This is a genomic window from Acidovorax sp. IB03 (assembly GCF_016406015.1).
Lineage (GTDB): Bacteria > Pseudomonadota > Gammaproteobacteria > Burkholderiales > Burkholderiaceae_C > Acidovorax > Acidovorax temperans.
Genome location: NZ_JAEFCH010000002.1, coordinates 98,814 through 121,895 on the forward strand (window position 1 = coordinate 98,814; position 23,082 = coordinate 121,895).

Consider the following 23,082-nt stretch of genomic DNA (forward strand, 5'->3'; position numbering starts at 1 on the left):
CGCTCTTTGCATGACCATCCACACCGACGAATTCGCCCCGCCACCAGCCAAGCGCGTGGTTTCAGCCGCGCCTGTCTCGCCGCAGGAAGAGGCGCTGGAGCGGGCGCTGCGTCCCAAGCTGCTGCAGGAGTACGTCGGGCAGGCCAAGGCGCGGGAGCAGTTGGAGATCTTCATCGGTGCCGCCCGCAAGCGGGGCGAGGCGCTGGACCATGTGCTCTTGTTCGGCCCGCCCGGGCTGGGCAAGACCACGCTCAGCCACATCATTGCGGCCGAGTTGGGGGTGAACTTGCGGCAGACCAGCGGGCCGGTGCTGGAAAAGCCCAAGGACCTGGCCGCCCTGCTCACCAATTTGGAAAAGAACGACGTTCTTTTCATTGATGAGATCCACCGCCTCTCGCCCGTGGTCGAGGAAATCCTCTACCCCGCGCTGGAGGACTACCAGATCGACATCATGATCGGTGAGGGCCCGGCGGCGCGCAGTATCAAGCTGGATCTGCAGCCGTTCACGCTGGTGGGTGCCACCACGCGGGCGGGCATGCTCACCAACCCGCTGCGCGACCGCTTTGGCATCGTGGCGCGGCTGGAGTTTTATACGGCCGACGAGCTGGCCAGCATCGTCCAGCGCAGTGCGGGGCTGCTCAATGCGCCCATGGACGAGGAGGGCGGTTTTGAAATCGCCCGCCGCTCGCGCGGCACACCGCGCATTGCCAACCGGCTGCTGCGCCGGGTGCGCGACTATGCCGAAGTCAAGGGCGACGGTCGCATCACCAAATCCATTGCCGACAAGGCACTGGCTATGCTGGATGTGGACCCGCAAGGGTTTGACGTGATGGACCGCAAGCTGCTCGAAGCCGTGATCCACCGTTTTGACGGCGGCCCAGTGGGGCTGGACAACATCGCAGCCAGCATTGGGGAAGAGGCAGGCACCATTGAGGATGTGATTGAGCCCTACCTCATCCAGCAGGGCTACCTGCAGCGCACGCCCCGTGGCCGCATCGCCACGCTGGCGGCGTTCCGCCACCTGGGGGTGGCGCCACCGCAAGCGGCCGGTGGGCTGTTTTCTGAATGAGCAAAAACGCAGCAACTGGCAGCCAGGGTGGTCGGGTGAATCGACGCTGGCTGGCATGGGCGCTGGGCGCTGCCGTCTTGCTGGCGGCGGTTGCCATGGGCGCAGCCACACTGCGCGGCCCGCAGGTTGATGCCCTGGTGGTTCCATCGGCGCCGCTGGTGCGCACGCTACAGTTTTCAGCGCGTGTGGCCACGTTGTCGCGGGTGGAGGTGGGCAGCACCGTCACCGGCCGTGTGGCCCAGGTGCGGGTAACGGAGGGAGCCGCCGTGCGCCAGGGCGATGTGCTGGTGCAGCTCGAATCCGACGAATTGCGCGCGGCTTTGACCCAGGCTGTGGCTTCAGAACGCCAGGCAAAGGCGCGGCTGGAAGGCCTTCGCAGCACGGGCCGCACTGCCGCGCAGGCAGCCCGGGCGCAGGCCGATGCCTCGCTGCAAGCCGCCAGCGCCAGCTTGGCGCGGGTGCAGCAGTTGGTGACCGAGGGGTTTTACAGCCCGGCGCAGCTTGACGAGGCACGCCGTGCGGTGGACGTGGCGCGGGCGCAGCATCTCAGCGCGCAAGCGCAACTGCAAGCCAACGCCGACGCGGGCACTGAGGTAGCCCAGGCCCAGGCCGAGTTAGCGCTAGCCCAGGCGGCCACGGTGGCTGCACAGGCCCGCCTGGCACAAGCCACGCTGGTGGCCCCCGCCGATGCGCGCGTGCTGGTGTGTGAGGTGGAGCCTGGGCAGATCGTGCAGCCGGGCAAGGCCTTGCTCAGCCTGGCGCTGGCCGGGCCCACGCAGCTGGTGGCCCAGGTGGATGAACGCTTTCTGGAGCAACTGCAACTGGGCCAGCCGGCCTGGGTGGTGGCCGATGCCTTTGCGGGGCAGCGCTTTGCGGCCCGCGTGCTGTCCATCGCGCCGGCGGTGGATGCGCAGCGCGGCGCCATTGAGGTGAAGTTTTCGATTGAGCAGACACCTGCCTTTTTGCGCGAAGACATGACCTTGTCGGTGGAGGTGGAGACCGCCCGACGCGAGCGCACCCTGGTGCTGCCCCAGGCCGCTTTGCGCGGCCCGGCCGGTGGCGATCAAGCCAGCGTGCTGGTGCTGCAGGATGGGCGCGCCCAGGTACGCAACGTGCGGCTGGGCCTGCGCACGCTGGATGCGGTGGAGGTGCTTGACGGCCTGAAGGAAGGCGACATGGTGCTGCGCGGCAACGCGAGCTTGCAGGAAGGTCAACGCGTGCGTGCCCGCACGGCGCCATGGACCACTGCTTCGTCCGCGCCCACTCCGGCGGCCCAAGGCAATCAGGGCGGTGGCGCGGGCCCTGCGTTGACCGGCACCATGGGCCGTTGAGCCTGCCGCCATGTGGATCTGGCCTGGTTTCGAGTTCCGCGTGGCGCTGCGCTTCTTGCGCGAGGGGCGCATGCAGACCGTGCTCATCATCGTGGGCGTGGCTGCGGGCGTAGCGGTCATTGCCTATATCTCGGCGCTCATCAGCGGCTTGCAGGCCAACACCCTGGCCAAAACACTGGGTGCGCAGGCGCACGTCACGCTGCGCGCGCCGGACGATCTGGTCACCCCGGCCGCCCCGGCCGCCCCGGCGGCGCCGGATACTGCCGCGTTGACCGAAACCCAGCCGCGCGCGCAGCGCTTGCGTTCCGTAGCCAACTGGCAGGCGCTGGTGCCGCTGCTGGAAGGGTTGCCTGCCGTGGCTGGGGTTTCGCCCATGGTGTCGGGCTCGGGCCTGGCGCTGCGCGGCGAGGCATCGCAGGCGATTGCCCTCATGGGCGTGGACCTCGACCGTTATGACCGCGTGGTGGGCCTGCGCTCCAAGGTCGTCAGCGGCAGTGCGCGGCTGGCGCCAGGGGAGGCAGTGATAGGCCGCGAGCTGGCGCAGGACCTGGGGGTGCGCGTGGGCGACCGCCTCACGGTGCAGACGGGCAGTGTGAGTGGCTCGGTGAGCGATTCGGTGCGCGTGACCGCACTGGTGGACCTGGGCGTGAAAGACCTGAACCGGCGCACCGTGATCGTGCCGCTGCGTGCCGCGCAAAGCCTGCTGGCGCTGCCCGGTGGCGCCACCCAGCTGGACCTGACCCTCAAGGACGTTTGGGTGGCCCAAACCCTGGCGCGAGAGCTGCAAAGCCAGTTCCCCTACAAGATCGAGAGCTGGCAAGAGAGCAATGCCCAGCTGGTGTCGGCGCTCAACGCGCAGTCCATCAGCACCTCCATCATCCGGGGCGTGGTGCTGGCGGTGGTGGTGCTGGGCATTGCCAGTGTGCTGGTGGTGTCGGTGGTGCAAAAGGGCCGCGAGATCGGCATTTTGCGCGCCATGGGCGCCACGCGGGGCCAGGTGCTGCGGGTGTTTCTGGTGCAGGGCGCTGTGGTGGGGGCGCTGGGCTCGGTGCTCGGTCTGCTGCTGGCGGTGGCGCTGATCTGGGTGTTCACCCACTTCGTGCGCGGCTCGGATGGCCTGCCGCTGTTTTCAATTGCGTTGCCGCTGCCCATGGCGCTGCAGATCGCGCTGATTGCCTCGGTGTGCGGCGTGCTGGCGGCTGTGGCCCCGGCGCGGCGCGCGGCGGCGTTGGACCCGGCGCAAGCCATCCGCATGTGAGGCCTGGATGAACACTGCGGATGCTGCAGTACCTCCTGAGCTGATTGCGCTCGACGCCGTGCGCAAAAGCTACAACCTGGGCCGCCCCAGCGAGGCCGAGGTACTGCACGGTATCGACCTGCAGGTGCGCCGGGGCGAATTCATCGCGCTGATGGGGCCCTCGGGCTCGGGCAAGAGCACCTTGCTCAACATCCTGGGCTTGCTGGAGCGCATGACCTCGGGCAGCTTTCGGCTGGATGGCGAAGAAGTGCGGGGCCTGGACGATGCGGCCCTGACTTTGCGCCGCCGTAGCACGCTGGGCTTTGTGTTTCAGTTCCACCATCTGCTGCCCGCGTTCTCGGCGCTGGAGAACGTCACGTTGCCCGCCCTCATGGCCGAAGGCCGCGTCAGCCGCGCGCACCTGGACCATGCCCGCAGCCTGCTGGACGCCGTGGGCCTGGCCCAGGCCATGAACAAGCGCCCGGCCGAGCTGTCAGGCGGCATGCAGCAGCGCGTGGCCATTGCGCGCGCGCTGGTCATGAACCCGCCGCTGGTGCTGGCCGACGAGCCCACGGGCAACCTTGACACGGTTTCTTCTGCTGAAGTGTTTGCCCTGCTGCGCCGCATTCACGCCGAGCGGGGCACGAGCTTTGTGGTCGTCACACACGACCCGCGCCTGGCCGCGCGCTGCGACCGGCTGGTGGAGCTGATTGACGGCCGCATTGCGCGCGATGAGGCCATCACCGCGGGTGTGGAGCCGGCACCGCACGGGTGAGTTAGATAGGGTGGATGCTATTAAGTTGATAGCTGCTTGCGCTTTCCAGAAGAGCGCTAGAGCCTGATTTGGTTGAAAATTGCTTGGCGCCGCGAGCAGGGAAGCCTCAGGTGCCGGCTGTTGCCGTGTCGGGCGCCTCGCGCGCCAGCCAGCCGCTGACGATCAGCACCTGCGCTGCGTAGTACGTGGAAAGCACCCACACCGGGGCCCATGGCAGGGGCGTCACAAACCGGTCGGTTGCCAGCAAGGCGTCGCTCAGCATGAAGCACCCCGCCCCCAGCGCCACCCGCAGTGCGGGCCCGTTGCGCAGCACGGTCGCCCGGCCCATGGCCTGCGCGGCCATCAGCGCAATCACCAGCACATAGGCCGCCACTTGCACGCGCAGGGCCGGTGGCAGGCCTCCCGTCCATAAAAAGGCGTACATGCCCACGCCAATACCCAAGGTGGCGGCCAGCGCCCCCCGGTGCGGAAACCATGCCTGCCCGCGTTTGAACAGCGCGACATAGAACAGGTGCGCCACCAGAAAACTCACCAGGCCAGGGATGAAAAAGCCCTGGAACATGAGGAACACATCCCCCGCCAGCGATCCAGCCAACGCTGCAGCCAGCAGAAGCGAGGTTTTTGAATCAAATAGGCCTCTGGCGCTTGTTGAGTAAGCGCTAGCAGCTACTAAAAAAAGAGCAAAAATCATCGTCAGTGGCTTGAAAAGCCAGTGCCATTCGGTAAACCCCAGCGCGCTGGTGGCGGTGGCCAATGCAGCGCTTTGCAGCACCAGTGCCATCAGCATGCCGATGCGCCCCTGCATCACCGCGCCCAAAGCCCATTGCCCCACCAGCAGCACCGCAAACCAGATGGCGTTGTGCGCCAGTGGTGCGGTGTCGGCCTGCCATAAAAAGGCGCCCACCCCCGTGAGCAGCACCGCAAACTGCACCAGCGCAAACCACTGCACCGCGCGCGACATGGGCGGATGAAAGATCTGCATCTGCGCCATGCTGAAGGCGGGTTTGGGAAAACGCTCCGCCACATCGGCAGGCCGCCAGCCCGGCGGCTTGATCCAGACCTTGAACTTGTCTGCCCAGTGGCGCGCATGCCAGCTGTCGTGCGCGAGCCCGGCGTACACCTGGGCATTGGCCCACAGTGGGTCCCAACTGTTCAGTAGACCGCGGGTGCCATACACGCACTTCTCGTGCTCGTCTTCGTCCTTGAAAGTGCCAAAGAGTCGATCCCACAGGATCAGGATGCCCCCGTAGTTCTTGTCCAGATACGCATCGTTCACCGCGTGGTGCACGCGGTGGTTGCTGGGGCTGCAGAACCAGCGGTCGAACCAGCCGAGCTTGCCCACCTGCTCGGTGTGCACCCAGAACTGGTAGAGCAGATCGACGAGCGCCACCACACCAAACACCAGCGGCGGCACGCCCGCCAGCGCCATGGGCACATAAAAGACCCAGCCCAGCAGCGCGCCAGAACTGGTCTGGCGCAGCGCGGTGCTGAGGTTGTAGTCTTGGCTCTGGTGGTGCACCGCGTGCGCGGCCCACAGCACGGCCGACTCGTGCCCCATGCGGTGCAGCCAGTAGTAGCAAAAGTCGTAGAACAGCAGCGCCAGCAGCCAGCCGGGCAGGCTGGTCCAGAAGGCATCGTTGCGCCACAGCGCCACGTGTTCGAACACGGCGGTGTAGATGCCGATGCGCAAGAGATGCGTGAACGCCGCACTGGTCTGGCTGAGCATGCCGAGGCTGATGCTGCTGACCGCATCCGCCAGCCGGTAGGTGTTGCGCTGGCGCCGCCAGCCCACGGCCAGCTCGATGGCGATGAGCAGCAAGAAGACAGGCGTGGCGAGGACGATGATCTGGCTGGGGCTCATGGAGGACACCAAAAATGTCCGCCAATTGTTTCCCCGATCAGGTCAGCGCGCCTCTGGCATCAACCCTGATGATCCGCTCCACCGTGCGTTGGACGCGCAACCGGGTCGCTGTTCGTGCGCCAAGGCCGGTGGGCGTGTTCGTTCAGTTGGGTGAAAGCTGCCCATGCCACAATCTGCATCAAATCGCGAAGGATGATGCCGAAAGAGGAGTTCACCGGCCCTTACCACTCCGTAAAATAGAAATCTCCGCTGGCCCCTCTCGGGTGGCCTTTTTGTTCTTTGGTCAGTGCAAGCTGACCTGTTTTCTGTCGGCCGACTTTGGCCGCGGACAGGCACAATACCTCCCATAAGAAACATGAACAGCAGCACGCACTGCCTCAGGGCAGCGGGTTTTGGCGCGGCTTTTGGCGCCAAGGTGGTTCTCGCCGACATTGACCTGACTTTGCCGCGCGGCAGCATCACTGTGCTGCTGGGGCCGTCGGGCTCTGGCAAGTCCACGCTGCTGCATGCCATGTCTGGGCGGTATGCCGGCCATCCGCGCTTCACCGAATGGGGCAGCGTGGAGTACGAAGGAAAGCCGTTGGGTGAGGGCAACCGTCCCCGCCTGGTGCAACAAAACGCCCAGCTCATGGCAGCCACCGTTTTTCATGCCTTGGCCGACCCAGTGCGTGAACGGCTGAGCCGCTCGCCCGCCGAGGTGCGGGCCTGGTGCACTGAACTGGTCCAGCGCATGGGCGTGCCCGAACTGGCAGCCCTGTTCGACCAGTCCACGCTGGAGCTGACGCCCTTGCTGCAAAGGGCTGTGGCCATCCTGCGCGAAGCCGTGACCGAGCCAGCGCTTTTGATGGTGGACGAGCCCACGGCCGATCTCTCGGACTACGACGCCTATGTGTTGCTGGAACTGCTGCGTGAAGTGGCTCGCACCAGCACGCTGCTGGTGGTGCTGCACAACCAGAAACATGCCGCGAGCCTGGCCGACCGCATGGCGCTGCTGGCAGGCGGGCGGGTGCAAGAGGCGCGTGGCATGGAAGAGTTTCTGTCTTCACCCATGTCCGCAGCGGGCCAGCAGTTTGTGCGTACGGGCAGCTGCGCCGTACCCGCGCCTGACGCTGACCCGGCCATGCTGGCCGAGGGCGTGGCGCCGCCGCCGGACCTGGGTCATCTGCCCGCCCGTGTGCTCACCGCACTGTCTGGCACATCGGCCGGTGCCCAGTGGCCCACGAAAGGTCACGGGGCTGAAACCCGAAGCGCGGCTGCGGCTTCCACCGCTGGTGCGCCCCTTGGCTTTGTGTGGCTGGAGCCCGGCCGACTTGCGGGCACCCCCCTGCCTGGGGCCGTGAACGACATGGACCATGACCTGGCAGCGCTCAAACGCGTGGGCATCAGCCACTTGATCACTCTGACCGAGCGCGATCTGCCGCAGGACGCGCTCAAGCGCCATGGCCTGGCCAATCTGCACCTGCCTATCCGTGACCACGAAGCCCCCAGCCTGGGGCAAATCCAGATGTTGCTCAAGCGCATGGAAACGCTCATGGCGCAGGGTGAGGTGCTGGCCGTCCATTGCCTGGCGGGGCGCGGGCGCACGGGCACGGTGCTGGCCGCGTGGTGGATTCGCGAAGGGCTGACCGCGCAGGAAGCCCTGCGCCGCGTGCGCCTGCTGGACGCGCACTATGTACAAAGTGCCGAGCAGGAGGCATTTCTGCAGCGCTATGAGGACGTCATCCTCCAAAAGATTGTGTAAACGGTAACCAAAGAAGGAAAACAGCAATGAGTTTTGAAGTAGCACTGAGCAATGCAGCCGCCTCTGTTCCGGAGTGCGTGGCGGCCGGATATGTGGATGTCGCGTCGGGCATGCTGTTGTCCCTGAAAACGGTGGACTCACACCCTCAGCAGGTCATTGATCTGCTGGCCGCCGCCACGGCCGACATGTTCAATGGCCCCAACGTGAGCATGATTGAGCGCATGTTCAAGAAAGCGCGTGGGCTGGAGGACGACGGTTTCCACTATTTCCAGGAAATCATCGTCAACAGCGAGAACCTGATTCACGTCTTCCTGCGCGGCAAGACCAACCCCGAATACGTGGCCGTTTTCGTCTGTCGCAAGACAGCCAACCTGGGCATGGCATTGACCAAGGCGCGCCTGGCGATGCCAGCCCTGGAAGCAGCGTTTTAAGAGCGACTCACCAAACTCCCCTGGCGTCGTTGTCCGGCCCCGTCGTACTGCTTGTACTGCTTGTGCTGTCTGCGGCGGTACACCTGGCCAGGACCGCTTCGCTGGGTTTTGTGAGCCGCTCCAAGCCCGTCCAGCGGGTGTGCCCTAGCTCAGGGCGCCGCGTGCATCCACCCGGATGATCCGCTCCACCACGCCTTGCGCCAGCCCACCCCGCACCCCGATCATGAAGTCGTGCAGGTTCACCGTCGGGTCGCAATGGCCTGGCACCAGCCACAGCATGCGGCCCAGAGCGGGCAGGCGGGCCTTGTCGCCCTCGGCATACAGGATGCCGTGCTCGTCACCCCCATTGGCGTAGCGGAGCGCCCGGTCTGCGGGCAGGTTTGCCACGGTGGGCAGGCCCGAGTCGATGGCGTGGCTCTTGTGGCCCGCGTCGCACACGGCATGGGTGCCGCGCACCGAAATCACCTGGGTTTTGACGAACAGGGCGTGCTCGAATGCGGGCTGCGCGGGGTCGCGTTCGTTGCGGGCGTAGTCGGCGTCCATGAAAAGGAACGACCCCGCCTGCAGCTCGCCATACACCCCGCTGGCCGCTTCGTTCACCAGCGTGCCGGTGCCAGAGCCCGTGACCAGCGGCACGGGCACCCCTGCGGCCTCGATGAGGTCGCGCGTGTGCGCAGCTTGCTGCACGGTGCGCGCAATGGCCTCGCGCCGTTCGGCGGCGCTGGCAAAGTGCTGGGCGCGGCCATGGTAAGCCTGCAACCCGGCAAAGCGCAGCCGTGGGTGGCGGGCCACGGCCGGTGCCAGCGCCACGGCGGCCTCGCCCGGCGGTACGCCGCAGCGGCCCTGGCCTACGTCAATCTCTACCAGCACATCCATGCCCGCGTCGCTGCCAGACTGCGCCATCGCTTCGGCCAGGCGCTCGATGCCCTCCGCGCTGTCCACCGCCACGCCCAGGCGGCCGCCCCGGCTGGCAAGGGCCGTGGCCAGCCGCGCCGCGCGGTGCAGCTTGGGCATGGCAATCACTTCGTTGGTGATGGTGATGTCCAGCACGCCGCCAGCGGCCAGGGCTTCAGCTTCGGACACTTTTTGCACGCATACGCCCTGTGCCCCGGCCTGCTGCAGCAACAAGGCCAGCTCGGCGCTTTTGTGCATCTTGGCGTGGGGCCGCCAGCGCACCTGGTGCTTGCGGGCGAATTCGGCCATGCGCTGGATGTTGCGGTCCATGGCGTCCAGGTCCACCACCAGGGCGGGGGTGTCGATCAGGTCTACCCGCTGGCCGATGAGGGCGGCGAGGGCGTCAGGCGTGGTTTTCATCGCGTACGGCGTTGTCCAGGTGCTGTGTGTCGGCCCAGCCCACCAGGCTGAGACCATCGGGTGTCCAGAGCAGGCGGTTGATGGCAGCGTTGCCCAGCTGCCAGGTGCGCGGGGCTTGAATGTCCTGTCGGGTGGCGGCGCGATACAGCACGTCCAGCACGCCGCCGTGGGCCACCAGCACGATCTGCCCGCCCACATGCTGGGCTGCCAGGGCGTGGGTGGTGGTGGTGATGCGTTCGCGCAGCGCGATCAGCGATTCGCCGCCCTCGGGCGCAAAGGCGGGGTCGCGCTTGCGCCAGCGGTAGGCTTGCTCCGGCTCTTTGGCTTCCAGCTCTTCAAAGGTATGGCCTTGCAGCACGCCAAAGCTGCGTTCACGCAGGCCCTGGTGGGCGGCCAGCGGCGCCTGTGTGGTTTCTGCGATGGCCTGGGCCGTGACCCAGGCGCGTTGCAGGTCACTGCTGTAGATGGCGTCGATGGGCTCATCGGCCAGTGCCAGCGCCGCCTGGCGGGCTTGCCACAGGCCCACGTCGTTCAGCGGAATGTCCAGATGGCCCTGGAGGCGGCTGTCCACGTTCCAGGCGGTTTCTCCGTGGCGGATGGCGATGATGCGGGTGGCGTCCATGCAATGTCAGGGCTGGGTCGGTAAGGGAATGCGCACCTGGCGCGGGCCTTGGGGTGGCTGGGGAAAGCCGTTGAGCGCGGCGTCGAACAGCACGCCGTACACCGCGGGGTCAGACACCCACACGTCTTCGTGCACGGCCGAGGTTTCGTAAACCACTTCCTGCGTGCGCGCATCGCGCATCACAATGCTGACCACGCGCCGGTGCAGCGGGGCGGGGGCGCCCACCTGCCACAGGCCGCTCATGCCCCAGCCGCCACGCCCGCCGTACCAGCCCCAGCCGCCAAACGCCCAGGGCGGGTGGTCATCAAACGGGTCGCGGCGCGGTGTGAAGCCCGCCTGCGCGCCCAGTTGCACCACCCATTGGCCGGTTTCATCATTGCGCTGCAGCCCGGCGCGCGCCAGGGCTTGCTCGGCCAGCGCCAGGATGGGGTCGAACGAGGGTGTTTGCTGCGAGGGCAGGCGCTCCAGCCGGTACGTCATGGGCTGCTGGGCGGTGGCTGCGGCGGGCAGTCTGGAAAAGCTGCGTACATCGCCTTCCACCACGCGGTGGGTGGCGCACCCGGCCAGCACGGCCGCCATGCCCAGCAGCACGGCACATTTCTTCCATTGCAAAGTCATCATGGCAAGTCTCCTGAAGCGGTTGCGGTGGATGGCTGCAGTGGTGCAGCGCGCTGGCTGGGGTGGCCTTCAGGGGGAACGGCCGCCTGGCTATAGATTCAAGCAGTCAGAGCGTGAAGCTGGGTCAAAGATTCCTCAACCGATCTGCACCACCTGCACGCCGGGCAGCGTGGGCGCGGGCGCAAACTCTTCCTTGTCAAACGCCTTGTCTCCGTTTTCGTCGGCCACGCCGGTGGCACGGGCGTTCTTGAAGTCGTACAGGCTGCCGTCCAGCAGGTGCGAAGGCACCACGTTCTGCAGGGCGTTGAACATGTTTTCGATGCGGCCGGGGAAGCGCTTTTCCCACTCGCGCAGCATCTCGCCCACCTGCTTGCGCTGCAGGTTCTCCTGGCTGCCGCACAGGTTGCACGGGATGATGGGAAAGTTGCGGTGCGCGGCCCAGCGGGCGGTGTCTTTCTCGGCCACATAGGCCAGAGGGCGGATCACCACATGCTTGCCGTCGTCGCTGACCAGCTTGGGCGGCATGCTCTTCATCTTGCCGCCGAAGAACATGTTGAGCAGCAGCGTTTGCAGGATGTCGTCGCGGTGGTGGCCCAGGGCGATCTTGGTGCAGCCCAGCTCATCGGCCACGCGGTACAGAATGCCCCGGCGCAGGCGGCTGCACAGGCTGCAGGTGGTCTTGCCCTCGGGGATCAGCTTCTTGACGATGCTGTAGGTGTCTTCGTTCTCGATGTGGAAGGGCACGCCGGTGCTGGCCAGGTATTCGGGCAGCACATGCTCAGGAAAGCCCGGCTGCTTCTGGTCCAGGTTCACGGCCACCAGGTCAAAGTGGATGGGCGCGCGGGCCTTGAGCTTGAGCAGGATGTCGAGCAGCGCATAGCTGTCTTTGCCGCCGGACATGCACACCATCACCTTGTCGCCTTCTTCAATCATGTTGAAGTCGACGATGGCCTTGCCCACCTCGCGGCACAGGCGCTTTTCCAGCTTGTGGGTTTCGCGTTCGATTTTCAGGCGGGCTGCGTTGGCCGTGGGCTCTTGCGGTGCTTCGGCTTCGTCGGTCCAGCCGGTGGTGGTGGGATGGGGGTTGTTGATCACTGCATTCATAGGTTTACCACTGCCCCGTTTCCATGCGAATCGCCACTTCGCAGTCGTCAAAAATTTCCAGCTTCGCAATCTTCACGCGCACGCCCAGCACGCCGGGCAACTGCATCAGGCGGTTGGCCAGCTTGCCGATCAGGCTCTCGAGCAGGTTCACGTGCTCGGCGGTGCATTCGTCGATGATGATCTGGCGCACGCGGCGGTAGTCCAGCACGTGGCTGATGTCGTCGTCGCGCGGGGCCAGGGGCTGCACGCCCAGGCTCAGTTCGGCATCGACCTGGATCGGCTGGGGATCGATTTTTTCGTGCTCAAGGATGCCCAGGTTGGCATCAAAGCGCAAACCGGTCAGCGTCAGGGTTTGAAGACCTGCACGTGGGGGGATGTTCTGGGTTGGGGTGATCACGTTTGTCACCAGGGTTTGATGGTTACCCGTTCTACCCCCACTGACGTGCAGTCGGGGTAGACATCGGGCTTTCGGGTGGAAACACGCACGGCATGAATCTCTTGCCGCTGGAGCAATGCATCACAAATCCCATCACAAAGGGTTTCTTGTAATTCGTGATGCCGCTCGCCGACGCATTCAAAAATCGTTTTCCGGACAAAGTCGTAATCGACGGTTTCCGAGATGTCGTCTTGGGTGGCAGGGGCCAGTTCGAGCTTCACGCACAGATCCACATCAAACCAGATGCGCTGTGGTGCGGTACGTTCAAAGTCGTGTACACCAATGCGAACCATCACCTCATGCTGGCGCAGGCTCAGTGCACGGCAATCTGTGGCCAGTCGTGGGTCTATGGCTCCAAAGGCCAGAAGAATGGAGTTCATTAATGGGCAGCCTCTTCGATGGCCCACATCACATCCCTGCTCAATGGAATGAGGTGCTGGCCGTTGTCTGTTCTGAGTGTGCAGCCATTGATGCTGGGGTTTTGTGCCATGAATAGCGCCCCTTGGGCCACATCTGCGGGGTCAATGCGTTTTTGAACTAGGTTAACCAAGCTGGCTTTGTCGAAATTGGTCTGGGTTTGTGGGCCACTGAGATACATCAGTCCTGGCGAGAGTCCACACACCCTGACTGTGGGAGCCAGTGCCTGCGCCTGCAGCGCCACGCTGCGCTCCAGCGCCAGCTTGCTGACGGTGTAGGAGAAATAATCGGGATTCAGGTTGTGCACTTTCTGATCCAGCACATGGATTACGCAATGTGTCCCGTGGGCAACGCCAGATCCTTGGCGCACTCGGTTGTAGAGGGCATTGGCCAAAAGCAGCGGAGTTACCGTGTTGACCTGGAAGTGCCTTTGCAGTCCCTCGGCGGTTGCCGAGGGTGCGTCATCCGCCTCGAAAATCGAAGCGTTGTTGACGATGCACTGCGGAGGCTGTCCAGTGAGCTGCACGCACTGATCCATCAGCAGCTCTGCCGCATTGTCTTGGGCAAGATCCATGTCCACCAGCAGGCAGTCTGCTCCAGCATCTTGCACTTCCTGTCGGGTTTTCTGTGCGCTGTCTTTCGATGTGCGGTAGTGGCACAGAACGCTCCAGCCCGCTTTGGCGAAAGCCAGGGCGATTTCTCGGCCAAGCCGGTGGGCGCCCCCGGTGATCAAAACCCAGTTTTTATTGTTCATGTGAGTTTTGCAATGGGTGCAGCTGTAGAGGGTGGGGTTGTTTCCTGTGCTTCAAGGATGCCGCGTACAAAAAAACCCAGATCCTGTGTAAAGTAGAGTTTTTCCATGGGGCGCAGCAAGAAATCATCAGGAAGAGCACGGAAGAAAAGCAGGGCTCTGCCGCCATCTTCGCCGCCGTACTCTGCCAACTCGGAGTTCAAGCGGTAGCCCTCTGCTTGGGCCCCGGCAATCACATGCTGGTAGGCCGAAAGTGCCGGATTTTTATCCAGCGGCCCTGCAGGTTGGATGGCGTCAGGCAGGCTGAACATCACATTCACCTTGCGCACATTCAACTCTACGCTGAACCGCAGTGGAGACTTGAGTGAATTATGTCCTTGCTGTGCGGTCAGTGTGTAGGTCGCTCTGCATCCCGTGCGCAGAAGTGGTGTGAGCTGGAGCTTTCGTGACTGGCAGGCAATTTCTTGTACTTGCTGAGGAATGAGCTTATCGAGAATGGTATGGGTAATGTTGGCAAGGCGTTTTTCGCTGCGTTGACCAAACACCAGCCCGATCACAATAAGGCTGACAGGCAGCGCTACGGTGAGCAGGCTGATGGCTGCTGTCATGGACTCTTTGTCCCGGTTGAAGACGGCCCATACCACCAACCCGAGGCCGCCCAGCATGACGGCGAGAAATACAATGACCAGAACTCCACGCGCCCACAAGGGCAGCGCCAAAGACTGTAACCAACGCACGACCTCAGACGAGGGCTGTGCGCTAGAAGGGTTGGATGAATCGCTCATGTGGTGTGCATAGAGGGCGTTTTGTCGGCGGGCGAATTATGACTGTCCTCACTGAAGAACTTGCTGAACACATTGCCCAGGCCATTGCCGCCGAGGGCGGATGGCTGGGTTTTGACCGCTTCATGGCCTTGGCCCTGTACACGCCCGGCCTGGGCTACTACGCCAACGACTCCACCAAATTCGGCGCCATGCCCGAGTCGGGCAGCGATTTTGTGACCGCCCCTGAACTCACGCCCTTGTTCGGCCAGACGCTGGCCGTGCAGGTGGACGAGGCCCTGCAGCGCACCGGTACCGACGAAGTTTGGGAGTTTGGTGCGGGCTCGGGCGCGCTGGCGCTGCAGTTGCTGGATGCCCTGGGCGACCGGGTGCAGCGTTACACCATCGTCGATCTCTCGGGCAGCCTGCGCGCGCGCCAGCAGGCCAAGCTGCTCGCCCACGCCCACAAGCTGCGCTGGGTGGATGCCCTGCCCGAAAAGTTCAGTGGCGTGGTGGTGGGCAATGAAGTGCTGGACGCCATGCCCGTGCAATTGCTGGCGCGCCATGGCGGCCAGCAGGGCGGTGTGTGGCATGAGCGCGGTGTGGTGGTGGCCGAAGACGGCAGTTTTGCCTGGGCCGACCGCCCCACGGCCCTGCGCCCGCCCGTCGACATTGAAGGCCCGCAGGACTACCTGACCGAAATCCACGCCCAGGGCGAAGGCTTCATACGCATGCTGGCCGACCGACTGGAGCGGGGTGCGGCCTTTTTGCTGGACTACGGCTTTGGCGAAGACGAGTACTACCACCCCCAGCGCCACATGGGCACGGTGATGTGCCACCAGGGCCACCTGGCCGATGGGGACCCGCTGGTGGACGTGGGGCGTAAAGACATCACCGCCCACGTCAACTTCACCGCCATGGCCCTGGCCGCGCAAGAGGCTGGTATGCAGGTGCTGGGCTACACCACCCAGGCGCACTTTCTCATCAACTGCGGTTTGCTATCAAAAATGGAGCTGCTCACGCAAGCAGAGCGGGCGACAGCGGCCAAATTGATCATGGAGCACGAAATGGGCGAGCTGTTCAAGGTGCTGGCCCTGGGCGCGGGCGATGCGTGGGAGCCCGTGGGGTTTGCGCGCGGAGACCGGTCGCACCGGCTTTGACCGCGTAGGCACCCCATGCTCCGCTGGCTCATCGTCATCTTCCTCGCGCTGGTGTTCATCAACGGCCTGTCGCCGCTGCTGCAGCGCCTGGGGTTGGGCCGCCTGCCGGGCGATTTCAAGTTCAAGCTGTTTGGGCGCGACTGGTTCATTCCGCTGGCCAGCACCGTGCTGCTCAGCTTTGTGGTCAGCCTGATTGCCAAGTGGGTGTGAGCGGGGTTGCAGGCGAGGCCTGAGCGCCCTCTGTGACGGGTGTCAATGGCTTCAGTCCGCAGCGGCCTGCAGCGCATCCATGAATGCCTTGCGCCACCAGTGCACGTCGTGTTCCTGGATGCGCGCCATGAGCTTCTGGTGGCGCGCCTGCCGCTCGGCCAGCGGCATCTGCAGCGCCTGCTGGATGCTGTCGGCCATTCCCTGGGGGTCGTAGGGGTTCACCAGCAGCGCTTCTTTCAATTGCTCGGCCGCACCGGCAAAGCGTGACAGCACCAGCACGCCGGGGTTGTCCGGGTCTTGCGCCACCACGTATTCCTTGGCCACCAGGTTCATGCCGTCGCGCAGCGGTGTGACCAGCCCCACGGCGGCGGCGCGGCACAGGCCCGGCACACGTTTGCGCGCCACCATGCGGTGGATATAGCGCACGGGCATCCAGTCCAGCTCGCCATAGTCGCCGTTGACCGAGCCGCACAGGCCCTCCAGCTCCTGGCGCAGGTCGGCGTAGGCGTGCACATCGTCGCGGCTGGGCGAGGCGATCATGATCATCGTCGCGCTGCCCCGGTTTTCGGGGTAGCGGTCGAGCAGCTCGCGAAACGCGCGCACCCGGTGCGGGATGCCCTTGGAGTAGTCGAGCCGGTCAATGCCCAGCAGCAGGCGCCTGCGCGAATACTCGTCGCGCATGTTCTCGTAGGTCTCCACCGCGTCGGGGGCGTGCGTGAGGCGCGTGAACTCGTCCACGTCGATGCCGATGGGAAAGGACTGCACCACCACCGTGGCCCCAAACGCGCGCACGCGCTTTTCGTCCACCGCTTCGGCGCCGCCTTCGTTGCGCACATAGCGCGTGAAATGCGCCACATCGGCCTCGCTCTGCAGGCCCACCAGGTCGTACGCAAACAGCGACCGCATCAGCCATTCGTGCTGCGGGATGGCTGCCATGATGAGCGGCGGCGGCATGGGGATGTGCAAAAAGAACCCGATGCGCTGCTTGCAGCCCATGGCGCGCAGTTCGGCGGCCAGCGGAATCAGGTGGTAGTCGTGCACCCAGATCACATCGTCGTCGCGCAGCAGCGGCAGCAGCTTGCGCGCAAACATCTGGTTCACGCGCCGGTAGCCCGCGATGTAGCTGGCGTTGAAGTCGGCCAGGTCCAGCCGGTAATGGAACACCGGCCACAGCACGCTGTTGCTGTAGCCGTGGTAGTAGTTGTCGTGGTCTTCGCGGCACAGGTCCACGGTGGCCAGGGTGACGGCGCCGGCCTGGCGGGTGTGCAGTTCGCCCTCGCCGGGTGTGCCGCCTTCCACCACCGTGCCGCTCCAGCCAAACCAGAGGCCTCCGGTCTGGTTGAGCGCTTCACCCAGGGCCACAGCCAGGCCCCCGGCGGCGGGTTTGCGTGGATCGGCAAGGCGATTGGAGATGACGACAAGACGGCTCATGGGGGCCATCATCCGTGCAGACCGCCCCCGGCCGCTGTCGGACAGCGCCTCAAATCACGCTGTCCCAGGGCGCCGACAGGCGCACGGCGGCGTTGATCACGCCCACCATGGAATAGGTCTGCGGGAAGTTGCCCCACATCTCGCGGGTGTCGGGGTGGGTGTCTTCCGACAGCAGGCCCAGCGGGTTGCGGGCGGCCAGCATGGTTTCGAAGATGGCCCGCGCCTCGGCCTTCCGGCCAATGCGCGCCAGCGCGTCGATGCGCCAGAAGGTGCAGATGTTGAAGGCCGTTTCGGGCTTGCCGAAATCGTCGGCCGCTTCATAGCGCCGCATATAGGGGCCATCGCACAGGCTCTTTTCCATGGCCTCCACGGTGCTCACAAAACGCGGGTCCTTAGGGTCGATGAGGCCCACCTCGGCCATCAGCAGCACGCTGGCATCCAGCTCATGCCCGCCAAAACTCTCGGCAAACGCCTGGCGTTCTTCGCACCACGACTTGTCGAGAATCTCGGCGCGCATGCGGTCGGCATGCTGCTGCCAGTGGCGGGCGCGGTCGGCCAGTTGCAGCGTGGCGGCGATCTTGGCCAGCCGGTCGCAGGCGGCCCAGCTCATCAGGGCCGACGAGGTGTGCACCCGGGCGCGCGTGCGCAGCTCCCACATGCCCGCATCGGGCTGGCCGTACACACGCACGGCGTTGTCGCCCACCTGTTCCAGCCGCTTGAATTCGGCCAGGCCCGCGCGGTGCAGCAGGCGGTGGTCGTGGAAGGCCTGGGCCGCGCCCAGCACGATGTTGCCGTACACGTCGTGCTGAAAATGCTCGGCCGCCTGGTTGCCCACGCGCACCGGGCCCATGCCCCGGTAGCCTGCCAGCTGGGGCACAAAACGCTCGGGCAGGTCTTTCTCCAGCCCAATGCCATACAGCGGCTGGATGTGGCCGTCGCCGCCTTCAACCACCACGTTGCTCAGCCAGCGCAGGTAGTCCTCCATCGTGCCCACCTCGGAGATGCTGTTGAGCGCGCGCACCACAAAAAACGCATCGCGCAGCCAGCAGTAGCGGTAGTCCCAGTTGCGGCCGCTGTGGGCGGACTCGGGGATGCTGGTCGTCATGGCGGCCACGATGGCGCCGGTTTCCTCGTACAGCGACAGCTTGAGCGTGATGGCTGCGCGGATCACCGCGTCCTGCCACTCCAGCGGAATGGCCAGCGCGCGGCTCCAGCTGCGCCAGTAGGCCGTGGTCTCCTGCTCGAAGTGGCGGGCGGTGTCGGCAATGCCGTCCACCAGCGTCTCGTCCGCGCCCAGCAAGAAGTTGTGTTCGCGGTTGAGCACAAACGCCTGGCCCGACAGCACATGCGACACCGGCGCATCGGTGGACAGGCGCAGCGTCATGCCCTCGCCCACATAGCGGATGTGGTTGCTGCCGCGCGTGATCTCGGGCGTGGTCTGGCCCCAGTCGTAGCGCACCTTGAGCGCCACCCGGATGCGCGGCGCGCCCTGGATGGGCCGCACCCGGCGCACCAGCGTCATGGGCCGGAAGTAGCGCGAGCGACTGTAAAAGCGCGGCGCAAAGTCGGTGATCTCGATGCCATGTCCCGCCTTGTCGAACAACTGCGTGCGCAGGATGGCGGTGTTGGGCTCATACCACTGGTGGGCCGATGCCAGGTCTTCCAGCTCGATCGCAAAGTGGCTGCCCTCGTCGCCAGGCTGCAGCAGGGCGTTGAACACCGGGTCGCCATCAAAGCGCGGCAGGCAGCACCACACCATGCGGGCGTGGTCGTCGATGAGTGCGCTGATGGCGCAGTTGCCGATCATCCCGAGGTTGAGTGAGCCCGCTTGGGGCTGTGTGGCGGCGGTGTTCATCGTTCGCGCTCCAGCGTTGTGCGTGCAGACGACAACCAGCCCCGCAGCGCGGCCGATGTCATGCAGCGGTGTTGTGCCATGGTGGGCCCTTCGCCCACCTTGATGCCCCAGCCGCCGAGTGCCTGGACGGCGGCAAAGCCGGCCTCGTCGGTAACGTCATCGCCCACAAAGACCGGCGTGCGGCCCGCAAAGGGTGGCTGCGTCATGAAGTCGATGATGGCCTGGCCCTTGTGAACGCCACGGGGTTTCACTTCAAAGACGCATTTGCCGCGCAGCAGTTCCACACCGTCCACCTCCCGCATGGCTTGCACCAGCGTGTCGTGGCACAGGGATTCGAGGTGGGGCGCCAGGCGGTAGTGCAGGGCGACGCTCACGCGTTTGGTCTCCACCAGCAGACCGGGGTGGCGCGCTGCCAGGGCCTGTGCGGCCTGCAGTACAGGCTCCAGGGCGGGTGGTGCGGTGGCGGGCACCGAAGTGTCGAAGAGGCGGTATTGGGCCCCATGTTCGCTCGCCAGCGGCAGGCGCAGCGGCGCCAGAAATCCGTCGATGTCGGCCTCCGGCCTGCCGGTCACGATGGCCAGCGCGCCACCCAGCTGGGTGTGCAGCGATGACAGCGTGCGGATCAGGCCCGATGCGATGCGCACCGCTTCGGGGCGTGGCGCCAGCTCGGTGAGCGTGCCATCGAAATCCAGAAAAAGCGCATGGGCAGTTGTCAGTGTGGGGAGCAGCTGCATGCGCCAAACCATAGCAGACGCTGCAATGCAGGCACGGCCACCAGGGGGATTCAGGGCTGGTAAACGCGCGCAAGGTGTGCGACCGGTTGCAACTGGGGTGGCCGCAGATGGCAACGCATACTCTTGAAACAGCGCACCTGCGGCGCCATGTGATCAGCAAGCTTTTTGCCCCTAACCCTTGCCGCGCCATGACCGAAGCCCTGCACATCGTCTGCCCCCATTGCCACACCACCAACCGCGTGCAGAGCACCGACCTGGGCAGCGCGCCCGATTGCGGCCAATGCCATCAGCCCCTGTTTGCGGGGGCGCCGCTGGAGCTGGATGCGACCAGCTTTGACAAGCATGTGGCGCGCAGCCATATCCCGGTGCTGGTGGACTTCTGGGCCCCGTGGTGTGGTCCCTGCCGACAGATGGCGCCCGCCTTTGCGCAGGCCGCCCGCGAGCTGGAACCCAGAGTGCGCCTGGCCAAGCTCAACACCGAAGACCACCAGGCCATTGCGGCGCGCTATGCCATCCGCAGCATCCCGACCATGATCCTGTTCCAGCAAGGGCGTGAGGTGGCGCGCATTTCGGGCGCGCTGGGGGCGGCAGACATCGTGCGCTGGGTGCGTACCACCGCAGGTTGACGCGCAGCGGTCAGCGGATTCCCAGCACGCGGTCCAGCGATACGCTGCCAGCGCCGCGCCCCACCAGGTACAGCATCAGCCCCGCCCATGACAGGTGGGTGGGCCATGCATCCGGGTAGACAAATATCTGGATCACCACCGTCATGCCCAGCAGCGCCAGCGCCGACAGGCGTGTGAAGAGGCCCAGCACCAGCAGCACCGGAAACAGGTGCTCGGCCACGGTGGCCGTCTGCGCTGCCAGCTCGGGCGGCAGCAAGGGCAGCTTGTATTCGTCGCGGAACAGCGCGTAGGCGCTGTCGGAGATGGTGAACCAGCCTTCGACCTTGGTGCGTGCCGACATCCAGAAGATGCCTGCCATGGCCACCCGGTTGACCAGCGCCAGCAGGCTGTGCGGGGTGAGCCAGGTGGCGGTGTCGGCCAGGCGCGCCAAGAGCAAGCGTGGGCCTTTGTCAGGTGCCGCGGGGAAGTGTGTGCTGGTGGTCATGAAGGGCTCCTCAGCCTGTGCGTGAATCGGTGGGTAAATCGGTGGGTATCAAGGCGCCTGCGTCCAGCAAGGTGCTGATCAGGGCGGCGAAGTCGGCGGTGGGTTCGACATTCAGGGCCGAAGTGGCGGCGGCCTCCAGCGTGTGGCCTTGGGCGCAGGCGTCCAGAAAGGCCACCCCAGCGCGCGACAGGGGGCGCCACACCACCTCGGCATGCGGCCGCGTGAGCAAGGCGCCATCGCCTGTCCACTCCAGTGCCTCATGGTGATGCAGACCTTCACGGTGGCTTTGCCACAGGGCATAGGCCGGATGTTCGTCGCACCAGGCCCAGCGCGCGGCGGGGTGGGGGCGCAGTGCGGCTTGGGGCAAGGTGTCAGGGGTCTGGTGTGCCAGCCAGTGGCGGTCTACGGCGGTGGCATCTGCCGCCAGATGGCATTCGGTCCAGCAGCGGTCCAGGCGCGCCACGGCGCTCAGGTAGGGCAGCTCGGCCGCCGGGGCAAACCCGGCCAGAAAGTCTGCAAACCCCGCGCCATAGCTCACCAGCAGGCCGTTACGCGGCGGCTGGGCGCGGGCGAACACTGCTGCAGCGGCGCGGAACCAGTCGTCACCCACCAGCTGACCCACCGTGGGGTAGTTGGCCTGCAGCGCATCGATGCAGCCCTTGAGCACGGTGTTGCGGTACACGGCAAAGCCCGGTTGGGACTCCAGTGCGGACAGCCAGGGTGCATGGGCCGCCGGGCCGAGCAGCGCGGCAGAGAAGCCGTCCTGGAAGGTGCTCAGCTGCATGGAGCATCCTCGGGCTGCACGGCTGTGAGCGCACTGTGGGCTTGGTCGCGTTCGGTCAGCAACTCGCTGAACACGGGCAGGTTGTCATCGCGTTCGATGAGGGTGGGCACGGGGCCGGTGCGTGCGATCACCTGCGCGTACAGTGCCCACACGGCGGGCGCCACGGGCGCATCGTGGCTGTCGATGAGCAGCGCATCGCCATGCACCGGGTCCGCATGGTGGCCCGCCAGGTGGATCTCTGCCACGGCGTGCAGGGGGAAGGCGTCGAGGTAGGCCCGCGCGTCAAAGCCCAGGTTGTTGGCGCTGATGTACACGTTGTTCACGTCCAGCAGCAGGGCGCAGCCGGTGCGCCGCACCAGCTCGGCCAAAAAATCGGTCTCCAGCCAGTCGTGGCCGTCAATGTGCAGGTAGTGCGTGGGGTTCTCGATGGCGATGGGGCGTTGCAGCACGTCTTGCGTGCGGGCGATGTTGTCTGCAATGCGCAGCAAGGCGGCCTGCGTGCGCGGAAACGGCAGCAGGTCGGGCAGGTACTGCCCGCGCCAGGTGGACCAGGCCAGGTGCTCTGAAATGATGGCGGGCTCCAGCCGCCTTGCGAGGGCCGCCACCCGCGCCAGATGGGCCGCGTCGGGCGGCGCATCAGCCGCGAGCGACAGCGACACGCCATGCAGGGCCACGGGGTGGCGCGCGCGGATGGCTTCGAGCCAAGCCAGGCGCGGGCCGCCGTCGGCCAGGTAGTTTTCGGGGTGCACCTCCCACCACAGGCCGGGGGCGCTGCAGCCCAGTGCCTCGTCGTAGTGCTGGGGCTTGAGGCCCAGGCCAGCGGTGAGACGGTGCGGGGCCATGGATCAGTCCTTGATGGGGGTGAGCGAGCCCATGCCCTTGGGGGTCTTGATCGTGGTGCAGGTGCCTGCGGGCACAAACTTCCAGGCGTTGCCCTGGTAGTCCACCTTGGACGTGCCTGCGCAGGTGGTGCCAGGGCCTGCGGCGCAGTCGTTCTTGCCGGCCATCGAGACGCCGTAGCACTTCTCCATGGCGGGTTTGGCGCCGTCCATGGGGGCGGCGCTGGTTTGGGCCATGGCGGCGCCAGAGGTCAGGGCCACAAGGGCGAGGGCGCCGAGGCTGAGGGTGCGGGTGGTCATGGTGCGGTTCTCCAAGGGTTGATAAAGGTTGAATCCGACCGGGTGACAGCACAGCGGTTGCGTTGCGTGGCCCGATCAGTGTTGTAATTCGCGCTGTGCAGCCAGCGGGTTACAGCGCTGCGCAAAAAAATGGGGCGGCATGCTCTACAAAATTTTTGCACGGCCTGTAACCCATTCGTCCCGGCATCCGA

General features: G+C 65.5%; 25 protein-coding genes. 9 read left to right on the forward strand and 16 right to left on the reverse strand.

What is annotated here, in order from left to right; all coding sequences use genetic code 11:
- Window positions 1-10: 10 nt before the first annotated feature.
- The 4 genes from ruvB to IHV84_RS01565 are packed head-to-tail and all read left to right on the forward strand — an operon-like array spanning window position 11 to window position 4,412.
- Window positions 11-1,069, forward strand: a complete 1,059-nt coding sequence (gene ruvB, locus IHV84_RS01550; protein WP_198845529.1) for a Holliday junction branch migration DNA helicase RuvB — start codon at window positions 11-13, stop codon at window positions 1,067-1,069.
- On the forward strand, window positions 1,066-2,400 hold the full coding sequence (locus tag IHV84_RS01555) for an efflux RND transporter periplasmic adaptor subunit (protein WP_233099643.1): 1,335 nt from the start codon (window positions 1,066-1,068) through the stop codon (window positions 2,398-2,400). Before ruvB ends, IHV84_RS01555 begins: the two co-directional genes overlap by 4 nt.
- Before the next feature lie 10 nt (window positions 2,401-2,410).
- Window positions 2,411-3,658, forward strand: coding sequence for an ABC transporter permease (locus tag IHV84_RS01560; protein ID WP_198845530.1), 1,248 nt, complete (start codon window positions 2,411-2,413; stop codon window positions 3,656-3,658).
- Between the two features lie 7 nt (window positions 3,659-3,665).
- Window positions 3,666-4,412: an ABC transporter ATP-binding protein gene (locus IHV84_RS01565; protein ID WP_198845531.1), complete on the forward strand. Its 747-nt coding sequence runs from the start codon at window positions 3,666-3,668 to the stop codon at window positions 4,410-4,412.
- Between the two features lie 106 nt (window positions 4,413-4,518).
- On the opposite strand, the gene IHV84_RS01570 is transcribed toward IHV84_RS01565, so the two are convergent.
- A complete protein-coding gene (locus IHV84_RS01570) occupies window positions 4,519-6,273 on the reverse strand; it encodes a lysoplasmalogenase family protein (RefSeq protein ID WP_198845532.1) in 1,755 nt (584 codons plus the stop codon).
- 355 nt (window positions 6,274-6,628) lie between these two features.
- Here IHV84_RS01570 and IHV84_RS01575 point away from each other — a divergent pair, with 355 nt between their 5' ends.
- Window positions 6,629-8,014 (forward strand): ATP-binding cassette domain-containing protein, encoded by a 1,386-nt coding sequence (locus tag IHV84_RS01575; protein ID WP_198845533.1) that lies wholly within the window; start codon window positions 6,629-6,631, stop codon window positions 8,012-8,014.
- 26 nt (window positions 8,015-8,040) lie between these two features.
- Window positions 8,041-8,445: a hypothetical protein gene (locus IHV84_RS01580; protein WP_044395640.1), complete on the forward strand. Its 405-nt coding sequence runs from the start codon at window positions 8,041-8,043 to the stop codon at window positions 8,443-8,445.
- 144 nt (window positions 8,446-8,589) lie between these two features.
- Here the strand turns inward: IHV84_RS01580 and IHV84_RS01585 are convergent, their stop codons facing one another.
- The 8 genes from IHV84_RS01585 to IHV84_RS01620 form a co-directional block, all read right to left on the reverse strand.
- Entirely contained in the window at window positions 8,590-9,759 is a 1,170-nt protein-coding gene (locus IHV84_RS01585; protein ID WP_198845534.1) for a DSD1 family PLP-dependent enzyme, read from the reverse strand.
- Entirely contained in the window at window positions 9,743-10,381 is a 639-nt protein-coding gene (locus IHV84_RS01590) for a histidine phosphatase family protein (protein ID WP_198845535.1), read from the reverse strand. The genes IHV84_RS01585 and IHV84_RS01590 overlap by 17 nt, the downstream gene beginning before the upstream one ends.
- 6 nt (window positions 10,382-10,387) lie before the next feature.
- Window positions 10,388-11,002: a DUF4136 domain-containing protein gene (locus IHV84_RS01595; protein ID WP_370541156.1), complete on the reverse strand. Its 615-nt coding sequence runs from the start codon at window positions 11,000-11,002 to the stop codon at window positions 10,388-10,390.
- 132 nt (window positions 11,003-11,134) lie between these two features.
- Window positions 11,135-12,103 (reverse strand): tRNA 2-thiocytidine(32) synthetase TtcA, encoded by a 969-nt coding sequence (gene ttcA, locus IHV84_RS01600; RefSeq protein WP_198845536.1) that lies wholly within the window; start codon window positions 12,101-12,103, stop codon window positions 11,135-11,137.
- A 4-nt stretch (window positions 12,104-12,107) separates the two neighbouring features.
- A complete protein-coding gene (locus IHV84_RS01605) occupies window positions 12,108-12,497 on the reverse strand; it encodes a dihydroneopterin aldolase (RefSeq protein WP_370541162.1) in 390 nt (129 codons plus the stop codon).
- 8 nt (window positions 12,498-12,505) lie between these two features.
- Window positions 12,506-12,919, reverse strand: a complete 414-nt coding sequence (locus tag IHV84_RS01610; protein ID WP_198845537.1) for a dihydroneopterin aldolase — start codon at window positions 12,917-12,919, stop codon at window positions 12,506-12,508.
- Window positions 12,919-13,710 (reverse strand): SDR family oxidoreductase, encoded by a 792-nt coding sequence (locus tag IHV84_RS01615; RefSeq protein WP_142082268.1) that lies wholly within the window; start codon window positions 13,708-13,710, stop codon window positions 12,919-12,921. Before IHV84_RS01615 ends, IHV84_RS01610 begins: the two co-directional genes overlap by 1 nt.
- The gene (locus IHV84_RS01620; protein ID WP_142082266.1) at window positions 13,707-14,492 is read right to left on the reverse strand and encodes a hypothetical protein; all 786 of its coding nucleotides are present in this window, start codon (window positions 14,490-14,492) and stop codon (window positions 13,707-13,709) included. The genes IHV84_RS01615 and IHV84_RS01620 overlap by 4 nt, the downstream gene beginning before the upstream one ends.
- Window positions 14,493-14,530: 38 nt before the next feature.
- Between IHV84_RS01620 and IHV84_RS01625 the strand changes: the two genes are divergently transcribed.
- Together IHV84_RS01625 and IHV84_RS01630 are read left to right on the forward strand one after the other, a co-directional pair.
- Window positions 14,531-15,628 carry a class I SAM-dependent methyltransferase gene (locus IHV84_RS01625; RefSeq protein WP_198845538.1) on the forward strand — a complete coding sequence of 366 codons (1,098 nt, stop codon included), beginning with the start codon at window positions 14,531-14,533 and terminating at the stop codon, window positions 15,626-15,628.
- 15 nt (window positions 15,629-15,643) lie between these two features.
- Window positions 15,644-15,838: a DUF2905 domain-containing protein gene (locus IHV84_RS01630; RefSeq protein ID WP_015015883.1), complete on the forward strand. Its 195-nt coding sequence runs from the start codon at window positions 15,644-15,646 to the stop codon at window positions 15,836-15,838.
- A gap of 51 nt (window positions 15,839-15,889) precedes the next feature.
- On the opposite strand, the gene otsA is transcribed toward IHV84_RS01630, so the two are convergent.
- The 3 genes from otsA to otsB are packed head-to-tail and all read right to left on the reverse strand — an operon-like array spanning window position 15,890 to window position 19,858.
- Complete coding sequence (otsA, locus tag IHV84_RS01635; protein WP_198845539.1) at window positions 15,890-17,269, reverse strand: alpha,alpha-trehalose-phosphate synthase (UDP-forming); 1,380 nt, start codon at window positions 17,267-17,269, stop codon at window positions 15,890-15,892.
- Window positions 17,270-17,318: 49 nt separating this feature from the next.
- Window positions 17,319-19,124 carry a glycoside hydrolase family 15 protein gene (locus IHV84_RS01640; protein WP_198845540.1) on the reverse strand — a complete coding sequence of 602 codons (1,806 nt, stop codon included), beginning with the start codon at window positions 19,122-19,124 and terminating at the stop codon, window positions 17,319-17,321.
- A complete protein-coding gene (gene otsB / locus IHV84_RS01645) occupies window positions 19,121-19,858 on the reverse strand; it encodes a trehalose-phosphatase (protein WP_198845541.1) in 738 nt (245 codons plus the stop codon). The genes IHV84_RS01640 and otsB overlap by 4 nt, the downstream gene beginning before the upstream one ends.
- A 188-nt stretch (window positions 19,859-20,046) precedes the next feature.
- Between otsB and trxC the strand changes: the two genes are divergently transcribed.
- Complete coding sequence (gene trxC, locus IHV84_RS01650) at window positions 20,047-20,484, forward strand: thioredoxin TrxC (RefSeq protein ID WP_198845542.1); 438 nt, start codon at window positions 20,047-20,049, stop codon at window positions 20,482-20,484.
- A 10-nt stretch (window positions 20,485-20,494) separates the two neighbouring features.
- Here the strand turns inward: trxC and IHV84_RS01655 are convergent, their stop codons facing one another.
- Genes IHV84_RS01655 through IHV84_RS01670 form a run of 4 tightly spaced genes read right to left on the reverse strand, consistent with a single transcriptional unit; the run spans window position 20,495 to window position 22,891 of the window.
- Window positions 20,495-20,968 carry a DoxX family protein gene (locus tag IHV84_RS01655; protein ID WP_198845543.1) on the reverse strand — a complete coding sequence of 158 codons (474 nt, stop codon included), beginning with the start codon at window positions 20,966-20,968 and terminating at the stop codon, window positions 20,495-20,497.
- A 10-nt stretch (window positions 20,969-20,978) separates the two neighbouring features.
- Entirely contained in the window at window positions 20,979-21,752 is a 774-nt protein-coding gene (locus IHV84_RS01660) for a DNA-binding domain-containing protein (protein ID WP_198845544.1), read from the reverse strand.
- Complete coding sequence (locus tag IHV84_RS01665) at window positions 21,743-22,594, reverse strand: DUF692 domain-containing protein (protein WP_198845545.1); 852 nt, start codon at window positions 22,592-22,594, stop codon at window positions 21,743-21,745. Before IHV84_RS01665 ends, IHV84_RS01660 begins: the two co-directional genes overlap by 10 nt.
- Window positions 22,595-22,597: 3 nt before the next feature.
- On the reverse strand, window positions 22,598-22,891 hold the full coding sequence (locus tag IHV84_RS01670) for a DUF2282 domain-containing protein (RefSeq protein ID WP_198845546.1): 294 nt from the start codon (window positions 22,889-22,891) through the stop codon (window positions 22,598-22,600).
- Window positions 22,892-23,082 lie beyond the last annotated feature (191 nt).